Consider the following 17,500-nt stretch of genomic DNA (forward strand, 5'->3'; position numbering starts at 1 on the left):
TCATCTCGCCGTACAAGTGTCGAGGTCCCGCTGTAAATATTTGTTTCGTAATCGCTTTTTCTCTCCTGCTCAGCAAGGAACCAGCTCCACCGCCACCGGTTCTCTCCGCACGGACCATAAGGAGAGATCATGAGAATTTCCCGCGCCCCCGTTGCCAGAGCCCTTCTGGCCACCGTGGCCCTCACCCTCGCCGCGCCGGTCGCGACCTTCGGCGTGACCTCCATGGCGCAGGCCCAGGACAGCGCGCGGCCCGGTCCGGCTTCCGATCGCCAGCGCGTGGACATCGACGTGTTCTACGCGCCGCTGGCCGAACATGGTTCATGGGTTCAGCACCCGGAATACGATTACGTTTTCGTGCCCTCAGGCCTCGATTCGAGCTGGCGGCCCTATCAGGAAGGAAATTGGGTGTGGACCGACCAGTACGGCTGGTACTGGGAATCCCCCGAGCCCTTCGCCTGGGCCACCTACCATTATGGTCGCTGGGGCTATGAGCCGACCTACGGCTGGTTCTGGGTGCCCGGCGACACCTGGGCCCCGGCGTGGGTGACGTGGCGCCGCGGCGGCGGCAAGACCGGTTGGGCGCCCATCGCCCCCGACAGTCGCGGCTTTGCCTACGGCCCGCCCAAGGTCATGGACCCGCCGGTGGCCGAGAGCTGGGTCTTCGTGGAAGACCGCTACATCACGGCGCCCGATCTCGCCGTCCGCGTCGCGCCCATCGCCGACATCGCGGTGTGGTTGCGCTCCGACACGCAGGTCTACCGCCCGGCGTATCGCGACGGCGTGGTGATGACCCGCTTCGTCGAGCGCTCGGTGTTCGAGCCGGTGGTGGAGACGCGCATCGTCACCCGCCAGGTGGTGTTCGTCGACAGCTATCGCGACGAGTTCGACGACCGCGGCGGCCGCATCGGCATCTATGGCCCCATGGTGGCCCGTGCCAATCGCGTCCCGGCTCCGCCCCGCTTCGAGCGGGAGATTCGCGACAACCAGCGGATCATGGTGCGCGAATATGTGCGCGATCCGGTGCCCGGCATCGTCGCGCCCTCCGCTGCTTTGCTCGCCGTCATGAATGCGGACCAGCGCCGCGATCTGCGTGAGCGCCGCTGGTCGGGCGACGAGCGGGCCTACCAGCGCGAGATCGAGCAGATGCGCGAGCGTCAGCGCGATCGCCTGCAGGAGCAGTTCCGCGAGGCCAACCAGGACGCCCGCGAGATCCAGCAGCGCCGCATGGAGGCCATCAAGGCACGCAGCGAGAAGCTGAAGGACCGCGTGGAGCAGCGCCAGGAGCGCGCGCAGCAGGTGATGGACCGCATCCAGCGGGAGCGGCCCAACGCCATCCCCGCCCGCGCGACCGATGCCCCGGACCGCACGCCGCGTCCCGATGCGCCGAATGCCGGCCCCGGTGCCCGGCCGGATGCCGCCCCCGGCGCGCGTCCCAACCTGCCGCCGCGTCCCGGCGATGGGCCGGCGGCTCGTCCCGACGTCCGCCCCGGCGATCGTCCCGGCGCGCAGGCTCCGGATACGCCGCAGCGCCGTCCCGACGCGCCGACCACCCCGCCGGACCGTCCGGCGCCGGCCGCCGCGCGCGATGCCGCGCCGCCGCGCAGCGGCGAGCCGGAGCGTAAGGAGCGCCAGGCCCAGCCGGACCGGGCCGCCCAGCCCGACACGCCGACGCCCAAGCCCCCGGCACCCGCCACGCGCCCCGACACTGCGCGTGACGACCGTCCGGGCAACCGCGCCACCCCGGACAAGCCGGCGGCGGTGCCGGATCGTCCCGACCGCGGCCGCCAGGAGCAGCCTGCCCCGGCCCAGATGGACCGGCCGCAGAACGCCCCTGCCCCGCGCGCAGAGCGCGAGGCACCGGACCGCAAGGCGGCGCCGGAGCGTCCGGCCCGGCCCGAACGGCCCGCGTCAGCTCAGGCTCAGGGCGATTCCTCGGTGCGTGAGCGGCTGGACCGGGCCAACCCCGGCGCCCCGCCTCGCAGCGAGCCCACCACCCCGCCGGCCCGCGAGCGCGCGCAGCAGCCGAGCGGCAATGACGGCGGCGGCGCGGCGCGTCCTGCTCCCGCCGGTCGTCCGGCCGGCGGTGGCGGCGCCACCCCGCCCGGCAACGGCACCGCGGACGGACCGGGTCGCAACTGACCTGAGGCCTCGACGCCAACGAGAAAGGCCGCCCTCACGGGCGGCCTTTTTGCTTTGATGGTTCTGTGAGCGACGTCCGGCGTTCGCCGGGCGTTAGCCCACGGCGCTCTGCGGGTTCACGGTCTGGCGCTTCATCTGCAGCTTGTTGAGGGCGGTGATGTAGGCCTGGGCCGACGCCACCAGCGTGTCGGGATCCGCGGCGCGCGCGGTCACCGCCTTGCCGTTCTCATCGAGCCGCACAGAAACCTCGGCCTGGGCGTCGGTGCCCTCGGTCACGGCATGGACCTGATAGAGATCGAGCTTCGCCTGGTGCGGCACCAACGCCTTGATGGCGTTGAAGGTGGCATCCACCGGGCCGTTGCCTTCGGCCTCCTCGGTGGAGACCCGGCCATCCACCTCCACGCGCATGGTGGCGCGCTGCGGCCCGCGGGTGCCGGCGATGACAGACAGGGAGATCAGCTTGATGCGGTCGTGGGCGGCGGCGATGCCCTGATCCACCAGCGCCTCGATGTCCTCGTCATAGACCACCTTCTTGCGGTCGGCGAGATCCTTGAAGCGGGTGAAGGCGTCGTTCAGCGCGTTCTCGCCCAGCTCATAACCGAGCGTCTTCAGCTTGTCGCGGAAGGCGGCGCGGCCGGAATGCTTGCCCATCACCAGCGAGGTCTTGGAGACGCCGACGCTCTCGGGCGTCATGATCTCGTAGGTCTGGGTGTGCTTCAGCATGCCGTCCTGGTGGATGCCGCTCTCGTGGGCGAACGCGTTCCGGCCGACGATGGCCTTGTTGTACTGCACCGGGAACGAGGTCACCGCCGACACCAGCTTGGAGGCGCGGGTCAGCATGGTGGTGTCGATGCCGGAGCGGTAGGGCAGCACGTCGGCGCGGGTCTCGATGGCCATCACCACCTCTTCCAGCGCGGCATTGCCGGCGCGCTCGCCGATGCCGTTCACGGTGCACTCGATCTGCCGCGCGCCGCCGGCGAGGCCGGCCAGGGAATTGGCCACCGCCATGCCGAGGTCATTGTGGCAATGCACCGAGAAGATGGCCTTGTCGGCATTGGGCACGCGCTCGCGCACGGTGCGGAAGATGGCCTCGTATTCGGCCGGGGTGGTGTAGCCCACCGTGTCCGGGATGTTGATGGTGGTGGCGCCGGCCTTGATGGCGGCCTCGACGCAGCGGCAGAGGAAGTCGATCTCGGTGCGGGTGCCGTCCTCGGCCGACCACTCCACGTCTTCCACGTGGTTGCGGGCGCGGGTGACGGAGGCGACGATCATCTCCAGCACCTCGTGCGGCTCCTTCTGGAGCTTGTACTTCATGTGCACGGGCGAGGTGGAGAGGAAGGTGTGGATGCGCCCGCGGCGGGCGTTCTTCACGGCTTCCGCGCAGCGGTCGATGTCGTTGAGGGCGGCGCGCGACAGGCCGGCGATGGTGGCGTTCTTCGCGCGGCGGGCGATCTCGGCCACGCTCTCGAAATCGCCGATGGAGGCGATGGGGAAGCCGGCCTCGATCACGTCCACGCCCATGGAATCGAGCAGCTCGGCGACCTCCAGCTTTTCCTCGAAGGTCATGGAGGCGCCGGGGCACTGCTCGCCGTCGCGCAAAGTGGTGTCGAAGATGATGACCCGGTCGCGGTTGGCGGATACGGGCGTGGCGGTGGAGGCACTCATGGGAACGGTCCTTCTCGCGGGTCCGGCGAGGTGCCCGTCAATCATCGGGCGTCGTCAAGCCGGATCATAAGCCGAAACGCGCGCCGGGTCTTCCGTCCCGGCGGTGGCTTGGTCCCCTGAGTGCCCAGGCGCAAGCCCGGCCGGCCCTCAGGGGCGGCTAAGGAGAAGGAGCGCGCGCAGAATGAGAGCGTTGCCCGGAACCTTGACGGTCCGGGGCTGAGAAGCGGCAATCTTGGTCGTGCGGGACGACACGGGGCGCTCTGCTCTTTCGCTCATGCGTTCGAGCGTCGGCTTTTAGAGGAGCGCGGCCGGCAGCGCAAGGGGGAGAACATGACGGCGGTTTGGGGTCGCGTGCTGGGGCTTTCTCTCCCGTCGCCCTCCGGCTTGACCGGAGGGCCCATCGCGCCGCCAGTCAGCAGTGCGGGCGGCGACATGGATGCTCCGGTCAAGCCGGAGCATGACGGTGGTGTGGTGTGGGGTGGGGTGGGGTGGTGTGGCGTGGTGCGGCCTGCTGCGGCCGCCCCTCACAACCGTCGCCCTCCGGCTTGACCGGAGGGCCCATCGCGCCGCCAGTCAGCAGTGCGGGCGGCGGCATGGATGCTCCGGTCGAGCCGGAGCATGACGGCGGTTTGGGGTGGCGTGGGCTGGTTCGGGCTGCTGCGGGCGCCCCTCACAACCGTCGCCCTCCGGCTTGACCGGAGGGCCCATCGCGCCGCCGGTCAGCAGTGCGGGTGGTGGCATGGATGCTCCGGTCGAGCCGGAGCATGACGGTGGTGTGGGGTGGTGTGGCGTGGTTCGGGCTGCTGCGGGCGCCCCTCACAACCGTCGCCCTCCGGCTTGACCGGAGGGCCCATCGTGCCGTCGGGCAGCGGCTCCGGGCGGCGGCATGGATGCTGCGGTCGAGCCGGAGCATGACGGCGGTGTGGGGTGGCGTGGGGTGGTTCGGGCTGCTGCGGCCCTCACAACCGTCGCCCTCCGGCTTGACCGGAGGGCCCATCGCGCCGCTGGGCAGCGGCTTCGGGCGGCGACATGGATGCTCCGGTCAAGCCGGAGCATGACGGCGGTGTGGGGCGAGCGCGCCCCCCCTTCACCGCTCGGCCCAGCGCCAGCGCATATAGTCCACCGCGAAAGGGGCCATGGCCGGCGTGAGGTCGGCCTCGGCGTGCACCACCGCCACGTCGCTCAGCTCCGGCCGCGCCTCGGCAGCGAGGAAGGCGCGGATGCGCGCGGCCAGGACATCGGCCGGGGCATCGAACACGAGCCGGCCCATGAGGGCGATGCGCGGGCCGTCGAACAAAGCGGTGAAGCCGTCGTCGCGGGCGATGTCGGCGGGTGAGAGGCCGGTCTCCTCGGCGAGCTCCCGCAGCATGGAGGCGTGCAGGTCGACGCGGCCGTCGGCGGTGATGTCGGAGGGATCCGGCGTGCCGCCGGGGAAATAGGCGCGCCCGCCCGAGGCGGTGTGCGGCCCCATCACGCCCAGCACGAAGCCGCCGTCCGATCCCTCGATGGCGGCGAGGGCGAAGGCGTTCACCAGCCCCTCGTCCCGCCAGCCGGTATCGCGCCAATAGGTGAAGGTGGCGAAATCGCTCTGGCGGAAGGCGCCGGAGAGCACGCCGTCGCGGAAGGCATGGGCGCCGAGCAGCAGCACAGGGCCGTTCCACAGATGCGGATTGTCCGCCGCGCGCCGGGCGAAATGCGCCTCGATCTCGGCGCGGCGCGCGTCCATCTGCGGCCAGCCGCCCGGCTCGAAGGCGAAGTCGAGGGCGTGGACCGGCGCGATGCGCCGGTCCACGGGCCAGTCATCTCCCCAGGGGGAGGTCACGCGGCGGCGTCCGCCAGGGTCGGATAGTCGAGATAGCCCTTCTCGCCACCGCCGTAGAGGGTGTCGCGGTCCACCTCGTTGAGCGGCGCGCGGCGGCGCAGGCGCTCCACCAGGTCGGGATTGGCGATGAAGGGCTTGCCGAAGGCGATGAGGTCGGCCTTGCCCTCGCCCAGCACGGTATTGGCGAGGTCGAGGTCGTAGCCGTTGTTGACCATCCAGGCGCCGGAATAGCGCTTGCGCAGTTCCTCGAAGGAGAAGCCGGGGGCGACGTCGCGCGGGCCACCCGTGGCGCCTTCCACCACGTGGATATAGACCGGCTGGCGCTTCTCCAGCTCCTCGATCACATGGTTGAAGAGCGCCTGCGGGTCGCTCTCGGTGATGCCGTTGGCCGGCGATACCGGGGAGAGCCGCAGGCCGGTGCGGGCCGCGCCGATCTCGCCGATCACCGCGTCCATCACCTCCAGCAGGAAGCGGGTGCGGTTGGCGATGGAGCCGCCGTATTCGTCGGTGCGCTCGTTGGCGCCGTCCTTCAGGAACTGGTCGATCAGGTAGCCATTGGCGCCGTGCACCTCGACGCCGTCGAAGCCGGCGCGGATGGCGTTGGCGGCGGCCCGGCGATAGTCCTCGAGGATGCCGGCGATCTCGGAGGTCTCCAGCGCCCGCGGCATGGAGGTCTCGGCGAAGGAATTGTTCACATAGGTCTTGGTGGCGGCGACCAGGGCAGAGGGCGCCACCGGCGCGCCGCCGTTCGGCTGCAGCGAGGTGTGGGAGACGCGGCCCACGTGCCAGAGCTGGATGAAGATGCGCCCGCCCTTGGCGTGGACCGCATCGGTCACCGTCTTCCACCCCTCGACCTGGGCGTCGGAATAGATGCCGGGGGTGTCCTGATAGCCCTGGCCCTGCTGGGAGATCTGCGAGGCCTCGGTGATGAGCAGGCCCGCGTCGGCCCGCTGGCCGTAATATTGCGCCGCCATGGGGCTGGGCACGAAGCCGGCGACGGCGCGATTGCGGGTCAGCGGCGCCATGACGATGCGGTTGGGCAGGGTCAGGCCACCCAGGGTGAAGGGGTCGAACAGAGAAGGCGTGGTCGCGCTCATGGATGTGCCCTCAGCTTGAGGCCGGTGGTTGCTGCGATGCGGCAGACATATGCACCCCCTGCCCTCAGCCAAGCCCCGTCCGGCACGCGGCCGGCGAAAAACCGCGCGGCCAAGCCTGAGTAGTTTCAATAAGACCTATTGGCCGGGCTCAGAGATGCAGGACGCCTTCGGCCACCACCACGGCGCCGCCGCCGATGGTGGCCCCGGTGACCTTTCCGCCCTTCACGCTGAAGCCGAGGTCCACCCGGCTCGGCCGTCCCATCTCGAAGCCCTGGTCGATGCGCACCCGGTGGTGGCCGTCCACCCGGTTCTCCGCATCCAGCAGGACCCAGGGGAAGGCGGCCGCGGCCGCGCCGGTGGCGGGGTCTTCCTCGGTGCCGAGGCCGGGGGAGAACATGCGGGCGCGGAAATCGGCGTCGCCCTCTTCGTCGAGGGTATAGAGGTAGAGCGCCTCGCCGAAGCCGCCGAGGGAGGCGATGAAGGCCGCCTCGTCGGGCCGGGCGCGGGCGAGGGCCGTGAGATTGGCCAGCGGCACGAACAGGAAAGGCACGCCGGCATTGGCCACCACCGGGCGGTGGGCATCGAAGCCGATATCGCTCTCGTCGAGGCTCAGCGCCTCGGCGCAGGCGGCGCGGGAGATGTTCACCTCCTCCAGCTCGCCCTTGCGCGGCGCGGTGAACACCGCCGCCCCCTTGCGCGAGCCGGCACCCTGGGTCGCCACCTGGCAGGTGATGGTGCCGATGGTCTCCTCGATCTTCAGCGTGCCGGAGGCGAGATTGTCCTCCAGCGCCAGCAGCACCGCCGCCCCCACCGTGGGATGGCCGGCGAACGGCATCTCGTGGGCCACGGTGAAGATGCGGATGCGCGCCCGGTTGGCCGGATTTTTTGGCGGCAGCACGAATACCGTCTCGGAGACGTTGAACTCGCGGGTGATCTGCTGCATCGCCGCGTCGTCGAGGCCCTGGGCATCCAGCACCACGGCCAGGGGATTACCGCCGAAGGGGCGGCTGGTGAACACATCCAGGGTCACGTACCGGCGCGGCATGAAAGTCAGGTCTCGACGCTAGACAGGAGCGACCCTGCGCCCGGCGCACGGCCTTCGTCATGAAAACTGCCACAATTTTGCCTCAGATGGCCGAGGCCGGGAAGAGCCGCGAGGGGCGGATGAACTCTTCCTGGGCCTCCACCAGCAGCAATTCCCGCGACTGTGCTTTTTCGGTGCGGTCCAGCACCCCGTAGATGGAGGATGCAGCCAGCGACAGCGCCTCCGCGGTGGAGCCGGTGCGCATCACGTGGAAGAAGAACAGGGCGGCGATGGCGTCGCCCGCGCCGTTGAGCGAGAGGGCGAGGCGCGGCGTGCGCACCAGGAAGCGCCCGTCCGGCCCGGAGGCGAGAAGGTCGATGCTGTCGGGTGGCGTCTCGCCCACATGCAGGCTGGTGACGAGGATGACCTTCGGCCCGCGCTTGTGGAGCAGATCGCACGCGGCGATGGCGTCGGTGATGGACACGCAGGTGAGGCCCGAGAGCAGCTCCAGCTCGAACTGGTTGGGGGTGATGACGTCGGCCGCCGGCACCGCCTTGTCGCGCATGAATTCCGGAATGCCGGGACGCACGAAGATGCCGCGGCCCACGTCGCCGATCACCGGGTCGCAGCAATAGGTGGCGTAGCGGTTGGCGGCGCGCACCTGCGCCACCGCATCGAGGATGGCCGAGCCGATGTCCGCCGATCCCATGTAGCCGGAGAGCACCCCGTCGCAGCGCTCCAGCACCCCGCGCTCGGCCATGCCGGCCACCAGCTCGCCGATGGCGGACGCCTCGAACACCTGCCCTCGCCACGCGCCATAGCCGGTGTGGTTGGAGAACTGCACGGTGTTGATGGGCCACACCTCCACCCCGAGCCGCTGCAGCGGGAACACGGCGGAGGCGTTGCCCACATGGCCGTAGGCGACGTGCGACTGGATGGAGAGGATATTCATCGGCGGTCCCGATCTGGCCCGAGGCTGAACCGTCGCCTAACCCGCCGGGGCGCCCCGCTTCAAATGGAATTTGTTGATTTCAGACCTCGGCCCGGCTGATGGCGCACCTGAGGACCGGATCGCCCATGTTTCCGGCCGCAACAGCAAGTGACCGCAACACGCCCGTCCGCCCGCTGGCCTTGCCGCGCCGGGACGCTTAAGCCGAGGCCGTCGTCTTCGCCGAGTGAGTCCCGTGCCCGCCCGTTCTCTGCCCGCCCGTCCCCTTTCCAGCTTCGTCCCCGCCCTTCTTGCCGTGATCGTCCCGCTCCTGTGCACCGCTGCGCCCGCCGGTGCGGCGGGACCCGCCTGCTATGCGCCCGCGGCGCTGGCGGCGCGGCCGGGGGAGGAGATCGTGCGGCCCCATGCGGGCGGGCCCGGTACCCTGCCCGAGGTCGCCATCCCGCCGGCCGGGCCGGTGCCCGCCGCGCTGCGTGGCTCCATCCGCCGGGTGGACCTGCCGGCGGGCGAGAAGATGGTCGCCCTCACCTTCGACCTGTGCGAGGCCTCGGGCGAGACCTCGGGCTATGACGGCGCCATCGTCGACTACCTGCGCGCCGAGGGGGTCGCCGCCACCTTCTTCGCCGGCGGCAAGTGGATGGTCAGCCACAGCGAGCGCGGCGGCCAGCTCAGCGCCGATCCCGGCTTCGAGATGGGCAACCACACCTGGTCCCACGCCAATCTCACGGTGAAGAGCGGCGAGGCCATGCGCCGGCAGGTGGACGACGCCGACATCGGCCTCGCCCTCGGCCGGCAGCAGGCACAGGCCAAGGGCTGCATGCTGCCGAAGCCGCCGCCCCTCGCCCTGTTCCGCTTTCCCTATGGCTCGTGCAGCGCCGAATCGCTCGACTATGTGAACGACACCGGCCACCTCGCCATCCAGTGGGACGTGGATTCCGGCGACCCCGCCTTCCTCGGCGCCCGGGGCATGGCCGAGGACATGCTGCGCGCCATCCGCCCCGGCTCCATCGTGCTGATGCACGCCAACGGCCGCGGCAAGCACACGGCCGAGGCGCTGAAGATCCTCATCCCGGCGCTGCGGGCCAAAGGATACCGTTTCGCCACGGTCGGCCAGCTCCTCGCCGCCGGCCGGCCGGTGATCGCCTCCACCTGCTATTCCCTCAGGCCCGGCGACACCCGCGTCTATGACGAGGCGGCCCGCGCCGGCCGGCGCATCCTGCCGGCGCAGTAGGCGCGGCGCGCCTTTGGAAAAGCGCCCCCCGTTGCTTCGCCGCCGGGCGTTGCGCATGGTGGCGGCCCCTCCTCTTCCGTTCGAGCCTTTCCGCATGAGCCTCCTTCTCGCCCGCGACCTTGCCGCCGACATCCGCGCCGGACGCACCACCCCGCGCGCCGTGATGGAGCAGGTGGCCGACGCCATCGGCGCCTGCGAGGGCGAAGTGCGGGCCTTCTCCGCCCTCGGACTCGACGCGGCGCTGGCCCAGAGCCTGGACCCCGCCCTCGCGACGCGCCCCCTCGCCGGGCTCGCGGTGGGGGTGAAGGACATTCTCGACACCCGCGACCTCGTCACCGCCTATGGCAGCGAGATCTATGCCGGCTGGCGGCCGCACAACGATTCTCCCGTGGTGGCCATGACCCGCCGGGCCGGCGGCATCGTCGCGGGCAAGACCGTGACCACCGAGTTCGCCTTCCTTCAGCCAAGCGAGACGCGCAATCCCCGCCGGCTGTCCCACTCGCCGGGCGGCTCCTCCGCCGGCTCGGCGGCGGCGGTGGCGGCGGGCATGCTGCCGCTGGCGCTGGGCACCCAGACCGGCGGATCGGTGATCCGCCCCGCGGCCTTCTGCGGCGTCACCGGCTACAAGCCCACCTACCGGCTTCTGCCCACCCTCGGCATGAAGACCTATTCCTGGCACCTCGACACCATCGGCCTGTTCGGCGCGCGGGTACGCGACGTGGCCTTCATGATCGCCGCCATCACCGGGCGCGACCTCGACATCGGCGACACGCTGGCGGAGCGCCCGCGGATCGGCATCGTGCGCACCGGCCGCGCCGACCAGGCCGGGGCCGACGCCCACGCGGCTCTGGAGGCGGCCGCCAGCGCCGCCGAGGCGACGGGCGCGCGGGTGTTCGACCTGCGCCTGCCGGACGAGCTGGAGGCGGCCGACGCCGCCCACGGCAACCTCCAGGATTTCGAGGCCGCCCTCTCCTTCGCCGACGAGCTCGCCTATCACCGCGACCGGCTCTCGCCCTTGCTGCGCGAGCACCTGACCGCCGCCGAGGCCATCACGCCGGACGTCTATGACGAGGCCCGCCGCACCGCCAAGCGGGCGCGCCAGCGGCTCGGCGACCTCTTCGGCGAAGTGGACGCACTGCTGACCTTCTCCGCGCCCGGCCCGGCGCCCGAGGGATTCGCCACCACGGGATCGGCCATCTTCAACCGGCTGTGGACCCTCATGGGCTGCCCCGCCATCAACGTGGCCGGCCTCACCGCGGCCAACGGCATGCCCGTGGGCGTGCAGGTGGTGGGCCGTTTCGGGCGCGACCGGCAGGCCCTGGAAGTGGCGAGCCGGGTGGAAAGCGCCATCGTCGGCTGAAATACAATATATCGTTACAATAGTAACGTGCGGTGCAGCGGCAGCACGATGGCAGAAGCAGGGCGGGGTTGCGGCGTAAGCGGCCTCGCAAAGTCTTGCAGCGCAACACCTTGCAGCGGCGGTGCAGCACAACTTGCATCTTCCGGTAGCCTGAGAGTTTGTTAAGGTTCTCTTCTTGATCGACCATTGCGAGGCTAAAGGTGACTATCGGCCATCTGCTCACCGTGATCGAGACGTGCGCTGCCTTTGCCTTCGTCGGCGCGGTGCTGCTCGGCATGGTGTGAGGTCAGGACCCGCCACCGGCTCGTGGACCCAAGAACAAAGCTAAGCGAGGTCCAGTCGATCAACGGCGCCGGGGAGGTCATCCTCCCCGGCGCCTGCCGTTTCAGGCAGCCGAATTCCCGCCCGGCGTGCCACGCCGCTACCGTCACATTGGCCGGTTCCGCCGCATGACAGAGCGTTGACGGTCCCGCGCGGCGCAATCCGGCGCCAGAGCCCGTGCGCGTTCGCGGGAACGTCATACGGGTTTTGCATAGAGGAGCTATCCGGTTGGCGACCCGCAGGGAGCCGCCGGATGCTGGTGATCGAGGGCCTCACGCGCCGCTTCGGCGAAAAGGAGGCAGTGTCCAACGTCGACCTTCAGGTCGAGGAAGGCGCATTCATCGGCGTGATCGGCCGGTCCGGCGCCGGCAAGTCCACCCTCCTGCGCATGATCAACCGGCTGCAGGACCCCTCCGCCGGCCGCATCGTCTTCCACGGCCGCGACGTCACCGCGCTGAAGGGCCGGGCGCTGCGCGAATGGCGCGCCGAGGCGGCGATGATCTTCCAGCAGTTCAACCTGGTCGGCCGGCTGGACGTGCTCACCAATGTCCTCATGGGCCGCCTCGCCTCGGTGCCCGCATGGCGGGCGCTCACCAAGAGCTGGAGCGCCGAGGACCGGGCCGTCGCCCTCTCCGCCCTCGACCAGTTCGACATCGCCTCCCTCGCCGCCCAGCGGGCCGACAGCCTCTCCGGCGGCCAGCAGCAGCGCGTCGCCATCGCCCGCGCGCTCGCCCAGGAGCCGGCGCTCATCCTCGCCGACGAGCCCATCGCCTCCCTCGATCCGCGCAACACCAAGATCGTGATGGACGCGCTCCTGCGCATCAACAAGCACTTCGGGATCACGGTGCTGTGCAACCTGCACTCCCTCGATCTCGCCCGCACCTATTGCGACCGCCTCGTGGGCATGGCGCAGGGCCGCGTGGTGTTCGACGGCGCCCCCGCTGCCCTCACCGACCAGGTGGCCCACGAGCTCTACGGCCTGGAAGCCGGCGAGGTGATGGACATGCCCGCCGGACGGGCGGCGCCGGAGCGCGCCACCGTCCCCGAAGCGGCGGCGCTCGCCTGAGCCCTCCGCCCGACGCTGCCGGCTCCGCAAGGACCGGCGGCTTGCGTTCGTTCGCGTTCGAGACGATCCGACAGGAGCCCAAGACATGCTGAACCGCCGTACCCTGATCGCGGCTGCCGCCGCGCTCACCTTCTCCGCGGGCGCCGCGGCCGCGCAGGACTGGAAGGCCAAATATCCCGAGCTGGTGTTCGCCATCATCCCGGCGGAGAACGCCTCGGGCGTGACCGACCGCTTCGGCCCGCTCATGGACTATCTCTCCAAGCAGCTCGGCACCAAGGTGACGCTGCGCATCGCCAACGACTATGCGGCGGTGATCGAGGGCCAGCGCGCCGGCAACATCCACATCGCCTCCTACGGCCCCTCCTCCTTCGCCCGCGCGCTGATGACCGGCGCCAAGATCGAGGCCTTCGCCATCGAGGTGAACCTCGACGGCACCAAGGGCTATCATTCGGTGCTCTATGTGAAGGCCGACAGCCCCTACAAGTCCATCGAGGACCTGAAGGGCAAGAACCTCTGCCTCGTCGATCCCAACTCCACCTCCGGCAACAACGTGCCGCGCTTCTCGCTGAACAAGATGGGCCTCAAGCCCGACGAGTTCTTCGGCAAGGTGGTCTATGCCGGCTCGCACGAGAACGCGGTCATCGCCGTCCAGCAGGGCACCTGCGACGCCGCCTTCAACTGGTGGAACGACGAGCAGGAATCCAACCTCAAGCGCATGGAGCGCAAGGGGATGGCGAAGTACGACGACTTCCGCATCATCTTCAAGTCCGACCAGATCGTGAACTCGCCCTACGCCTATCTGGCGGACCTGCCGGCCGACCTGAAGGCGAAGATCCGCGACGCGTTCTTCTCCATCCAGACCAAGGACAAGGCCGCCTTCGACAAGATCTACGAAGGCAAGCAGCAGCCCTGGCAGCCCATCGACAACGAGGCCTATGTGCAGATCATCGAGCTGAACAAGTTCGTCGACGAGCTGCGCAAGAAGAAGTCCTGAGCGGGCATCAAAGCCAAGGCCGCGGCGCTTCGGCCATCTCCTCGTCGCCCTCCGGCTTGACCGGAGGGCCCATCGCGTCGCGGGCGGCGGCTTTCGCGGGGGCATGGATGCTCCGGTCAAGCCGGAGCATGACGGCGGGGTGGGGTGGTTCGGGCTGCTCTGCCCGCGCCACGACGGAGGGGGATGGTTCGCACTGCTCTGCGGGCAGCACCGCGGGGAGAAGCACCGCGACGGTGCGAGGGGACAGCTGCCCGCTCACAACCGTCGCCCTCCGGCTTGACCGGAGGGCCCATCTCGTCGCCGCGGACCGGTTCGACCCGCGCGTGAACGACCAAGACAAACCTTCTCCCTCCGCAAGAGGGAGAACCAACCCGAGGCTCGGCCCCGTGCCCCAAATGACCCACGCCGTCACCCGCCTGCCCGACGAGCAGCTCGCGCCGATGATCGCCCATTACGAGGTGGCGGTGCGCGAGCGGCAGCGCCATACGCTGATCGTGGCGGCGGTGGTGACGGTGTGCATCGTCCTCGCCGCCTGGATGGGCGAGGTGAAGCCCGCCGTCCTCTTCGCCAATTCCGACCGGCTGGCCAACTACTTCTGGAGCATCACGCCGGTCCTGCGCTGGGACAGCCTCGGCGCCGATCTCGCCGAATGGTACTGGAATCTCGACCACTGGCTGAAGCTGCTGCTGGATACGCTGCTCATCGCCTATCTCGGCACGCTGTTCGGCGCCATCGGCGGCTTCATCCTGTGCTTCCTCGCCAGCGCCAATTTGGTGAAGAATCCCCTCATCCGCCTCACCGCGCGCCGCTTCCTCGAATTCTGCCGCACCGTGCCGGAGCTGGTGTTCGCCTTGCTGTTCGTGGTGGCCTTCGGGCTCGGGGCCATGCCGGGGGTCCTGGCGCTCGCCATCCACACCATGGGGGCGCTGGGCAAGCTCTTCGCCGAGGTGGTGGAGAACATCGACATGAAGCCGGTGGAGGGCGCGACCGCCGCCGGCGCGTCCTGGACGCAGATGGTGCGCTTCGCCGTGGTGCCGCAGGTGTTCTCCAACTTCGCCTCCTACGGCCTGCTGCGCTTCGAGGTGAACGTGCGCGAGGCCTCCATCATGGGCTTCGTCGGCGCCGGCGGCATCGGGCAAGACCTCGTGGAGGCGATCCGCAAGTTCTATTATTCGGACGTCTCGGCCATCCTGGTGCTCATCATCCTCACCGTCATGCTGATCGACCTCGCCACCGAGGCGGTCCGCCACCGCCTGCTCGGCTGGGAGGAGCAGCGATGAACCGCGCCCGCATCGCCCTCACCCCGCAGGACCGGGAGCGGCTGGCGCGCGCCCATCCGCAGATCCTCACGCCGGGGGCCGGCGCGCGCGTCCGCGCGCTCCTCCTCGTCACATTTCTCGCCGCCCTCGCCGCCTTCGGCCTCTGGCGGCTGGACATCAGCCTCGCGCGGGTCGGCACGGGGCTGGCGCAGCTCGGCCACTTCATCGTGCTCATGCTGCCGCCGGACCCGGGCACCCAGCTGCCACTCTATATCCATGCCCTGGGCGAGACGCTGGCCATCGCCTTCCTCGGCACGCTGGGCGGCGCCCTCGTCGCCTTTCCGTTCGGCTTTCTCGCGGCCAAGAACGTCATTCCCAACATCTTCGCCCATTTCGCCGTGCGCCGCTTCCTCGACACGGTGCGCGGCGTGGACAAGCTCATCTGGGCGCTGATCTTCGTCACCGTGGTGGGCCTCGGCCCCTTCGCCGGCATCCTCGCCATCGCCACCTCCAGCTTCGCCGAGCTGGGCAAATTGTTCTCGGAGGCGGTGGAGGCGCTGGACCGCAAGCCCGTGGAGGGCGTCGTCTCCACCGGCGGCTCGCCGGCCGAGGCGGTGCGCTTTGGCATGCTGCCCCAGGTGCTGCCGGTGCTGGCGAGCCAGCTGCTCTATTATTTCGAGTCGAACGCCCGCCAGTCCACCATCGTCGGTATCGTCGGCGCCGGCGGCCTCGGCCTGCACCTCGCCGAGCAGATCCGTGTGCTGGAATGGCAGAAGGTGTCGTTCCTCATCCTGATGATGCTGGTGATGGTGGCGGTGATCGACTTCATCTCCTCGCGCCTGCGCTTCGCCATCATCGGCAAATCGCGCATTGGGTGAGCGATGACCGATGCCCCGGACGGGCCGGGGCTTGACGGCGCGCTAGAGCCCGCCCGCCGCCCTCAGTACAGAACCTCGCGATAGCGCTGCACCATCGCCTCCTGGCTTTCCGGCGCCTCGGTGGCGAATGCCGACGCCGGGGCGCCGGCCGCTTCCTTGGCCGCGATCTGGTCGCGCAGCATCTCGCCCATGGTGGGCAGCGCCGTGCGCGGCACCTGCGCCGCCGCATCCCACAGGCGTGAGCGCATGAAGGCCTTGGCGCAGTGCAGATAGGCCTCGTCCACCTGAACCCGGATCACCGTGCGCGGCACCTTGCCGCCCACCGCGAATTGCGCTGTGAGATCGGGGTCGTCGTGGATGGCGGCGCGGCCGTTCACGCGCAGGGTCTCGTCCACGCCCGGCACCAGGAACAGCAGCCCGACGCGGCCGGTCTCGAGGATGTTGCAGAGCGAATCGAGCCGGTGGTTGCCGGGCCGGTCGGGGATGACGAGCTCGGACGCGTGCGCGGACACGAAGCCCGGCGCATCGCCCCGGGGCGACACGTCGGCCCGGCCGGCCGCATCGGCGGTGGCCACCAGAACGAAGGGGCTCAGGGCGATGAAGCTCAGGCAGTGGCGATCCAGATGGTCGAGCTGCTTGGCCACGCTGCGGCCATGGGCGTGGCCATAGAGGCGGCGGAGCGCGTCGGCGTCACGGATCTCGGGCATGGCGGGGTCCTCGGCGGGCGGAAGAGGCAAACCTAGACGAAAAGTCGGGGCGGCGCGTCAGGCCCCGAACACCAGCTGCACACGGTCGGCGGCGAACGAGGCCCGGCCCCATTGCAGCGGCCGCCCGCCGGCGTCCACGTCCAGCCGCTCCAGCACCAGCACCGCGCGGCCGGGCGCGAGGGAGAGCAGCTCCACCTCCCGGATGTTGGCGGGGCGGGCGGTGACGCGGGTCTCGCGGCGGCGGAAATCCTCGATGCCGATGGTGGCCAAAGCGCGGGTGAGCGAGCCGGTGGCGGCATAGATGAGGTCGAGGTCGCGGCAGCGCGCCTCCTCGAACCAGGCGACGGCGAAGGAGATGGGCACGCCGTCCGCCTCATGGATGCTCTCGATGCGCAGCATGGGCGTGCCTTCCGCCAGCCCCAGCTCACGCGCCACCTCGCGGCAGGCGGGCTCCACCGAGGAGGCGAGGAAGCGGCCGAACGGCTCGCGCCCGCCGGCGGAGACGATCTCCGAGAAGCGGGTGCGCGGACCGATGGGATAGCGCAGCGGCGGCTCCTTCACGAAGGTGCCGCGCCCGGCGGTGGCCTCGATCAGCCCCTGCTCGGCGAGGTGGGACAGGGCCCGGCGCAGGGTGTGACGGTTGACGCCGAAGCGCTCGGCCAGCTCCGCCTCCACCGGCAGGCGGGCCCCCGCCCGAAGCGCGCCGGCGAGGATGTCCGCCTCCAGCTTCTCGGCGATCTGGCGCCACAGGGTGACGCCGCTGCCGCGCGCCACCGTGGCCTCCGCGCCCTCGTCCTGCGTCATCGGCCTGTGACCATCGGCGATGAGACTGCGCGGCGCTCCCGACATTTCTGGCCTCCCTGACGGCGTCCCGTCTTGCCTATTTGTATAGACTATTATACAAATCATGTCCAGCAAAGCCTGCGGGCGGTTTCTTCGCGCGTCGCTCGTCCCGGCGACCGTCGCGAAGCAGCAGCCCGGCACCGTG

The 17,500-nt window shown here is 70.1% G+C and carries 14 protein-coding genes; 7 read left to right on the plus strand and 7 right to left on the minus strand.

Translation table 11 applies throughout. From position 1 onward, the window contains the following. Window positions 1–129: 129 nt before the first annotated feature. Window positions 130–2,139, plus strand: coding sequence for a DUF6600 domain-containing protein (locus tag ABLE93_RS09950; RefSeq protein WP_348839633.1), 2,010 nt, complete (start codon window positions 130–132; stop codon window positions 2,137–2,139). Between the two features lie 93 nt (window positions 2,140–2,232). Here ABLE93_RS09950 and ABLE93_RS09955 read toward each other — a convergent pair whose 3' ends face one another. From ABLE93_RS09955 to pdxY, 5 genes are all read right to left on the minus strand, one after another. Further along, window positions 2,233–3,804 (minus strand): 2-isopropylmalate synthase, encoded by a 1,572-nt coding sequence (locus tag ABLE93_RS09955; protein ID WP_348839634.1) that lies wholly within the window; start codon window positions 3,802–3,804, stop codon window positions 2,233–2,235. 1,087 nt (window positions 3,805–4,891) lie between these two features. Then, window positions 4,892–5,626 (minus strand): NUDIX hydrolase, encoded by a 735-nt coding sequence (locus ABLE93_RS09960; protein ID WP_348839635.1) that lies wholly within the window; start codon window positions 5,624–5,626, stop codon window positions 4,892–4,894. Further along, window positions 5,623–6,723 carry an alkene reductase gene (locus tag ABLE93_RS09965; RefSeq protein WP_348839636.1) on the minus strand — a complete coding sequence of 367 codons (1,101 nt, stop codon included), beginning with the start codon at window positions 6,721–6,723 and terminating at the stop codon, window positions 5,623–5,625. Before ABLE93_RS09965 ends, ABLE93_RS09960 begins: the two co-directional genes overlap by 4 nt. Before the next feature lie 148 nt (window positions 6,724–6,871). Next, a complete protein-coding gene (locus ABLE93_RS09970; protein WP_348839637.1) occupies window positions 6,872–7,768 on the minus strand; it encodes a PhzF family protein in 897 nt (298 codons plus the stop codon). An 82-nt stretch (window positions 7,769–7,850) separates the two neighbouring features. Then, complete coding sequence (pdxY, locus tag ABLE93_RS09975) at window positions 7,851–8,699, minus strand: pyridoxal kinase PdxY (RefSeq protein WP_348839638.1); 849 nt, start codon at window positions 8,697–8,699, stop codon at window positions 7,851–7,853. Window positions 8,700–8,931: 232 nt separating this feature from the next. Between pdxY and ABLE93_RS09980 the strand changes: the two genes are divergently transcribed. The 6 genes from ABLE93_RS09980 (at window position 8,932) to phnE (ABLE93_RS10005) (ending at window position 15,805) form a co-directional block, all read left to right on the plus strand. Further along, complete coding sequence (locus ABLE93_RS09980; RefSeq protein ID WP_348839639.1) at window positions 8,932–9,927, plus strand: polysaccharide deacetylase family protein; 996 nt, start codon at window positions 8,932–8,934, stop codon at window positions 9,925–9,927. A gap of 94 nt (window positions 9,928–10,021) precedes the next feature. Continuing rightward, complete coding sequence (locus ABLE93_RS09985) at window positions 10,022–11,287, plus strand: amidase (RefSeq protein ID WP_348839640.1); 1,266 nt, start codon at window positions 10,022–10,024, stop codon at window positions 11,285–11,287. Between the two features lie 574 nt (window positions 11,288–11,861). Further along, a complete protein-coding gene (gene phnC / locus ABLE93_RS09990; RefSeq protein WP_510183004.1) occupies window positions 11,862–12,674 on the plus strand; it encodes a phosphonate ABC transporter ATP-binding protein in 813 nt (270 codons plus the stop codon). Between the two features lie 85 nt (window positions 12,675–12,759). Continuing rightward, window positions 12,760–13,668, plus strand: coding sequence for a phosphonate ABC transporter substrate-binding protein (phnD, locus tag ABLE93_RS09995; RefSeq protein ID WP_348839641.1), 909 nt, complete (start codon window positions 12,760–12,762; stop codon window positions 13,666–13,668). Window positions 13,669–14,063: 395 nt separating this feature from the next. After that, window positions 14,064–14,948 carry a phosphonate ABC transporter, permease protein PhnE gene (gene phnE / locus ABLE93_RS10000; protein WP_348839642.1) on the plus strand — a complete coding sequence of 295 codons (885 nt, stop codon included), beginning with the start codon at window positions 14,064–14,066 and terminating at the stop codon, window positions 14,946–14,948. Beyond that, entirely contained in the window at window positions 14,945–15,805 is an 861-nt protein-coding gene (gene phnE, locus ABLE93_RS10005) for a phosphonate ABC transporter, permease protein PhnE (protein ID WP_348839643.1), read from the plus strand. The genes phnE (ABLE93_RS10000) and phnE (ABLE93_RS10005) overlap by 4 nt, the downstream gene beginning before the upstream one ends. A 62-nt stretch (window positions 15,806–15,867) precedes the next feature. Here the strand turns inward: phnE (ABLE93_RS10005) and ABLE93_RS10010 are convergent, their stop codons facing one another. Both ABLE93_RS10010 and phnF read right to left on the minus strand, forming a co-directional pair. After that, window positions 15,868–16,512 carry a pyridoxamine 5'-phosphate oxidase family protein gene (locus tag ABLE93_RS10010; RefSeq protein ID WP_348839644.1) on the minus strand — a complete coding sequence of 215 codons (645 nt, stop codon included), beginning with the start codon at window positions 16,510–16,512 and terminating at the stop codon, window positions 15,868–15,870. A 57-nt stretch (window positions 16,513–16,569) separates the two neighbouring features. After that, window positions 16,570–17,361, minus strand: coding sequence for a phosphonate metabolism transcriptional regulator PhnF (gene phnF, locus ABLE93_RS10015; RefSeq protein ID WP_510183005.1), 792 nt, complete (start codon window positions 17,359–17,361; stop codon window positions 16,570–16,572). Window positions 17,362–17,500 lie beyond the last annotated feature (139 nt).

It is taken from the genome of Xanthobacter pollutisoli (assembly GCF_040044995.1).
GTDB lineage: Bacteria > Pseudomonadota > Alphaproteobacteria > Rhizobiales > Xanthobacteraceae > Xanthobacter.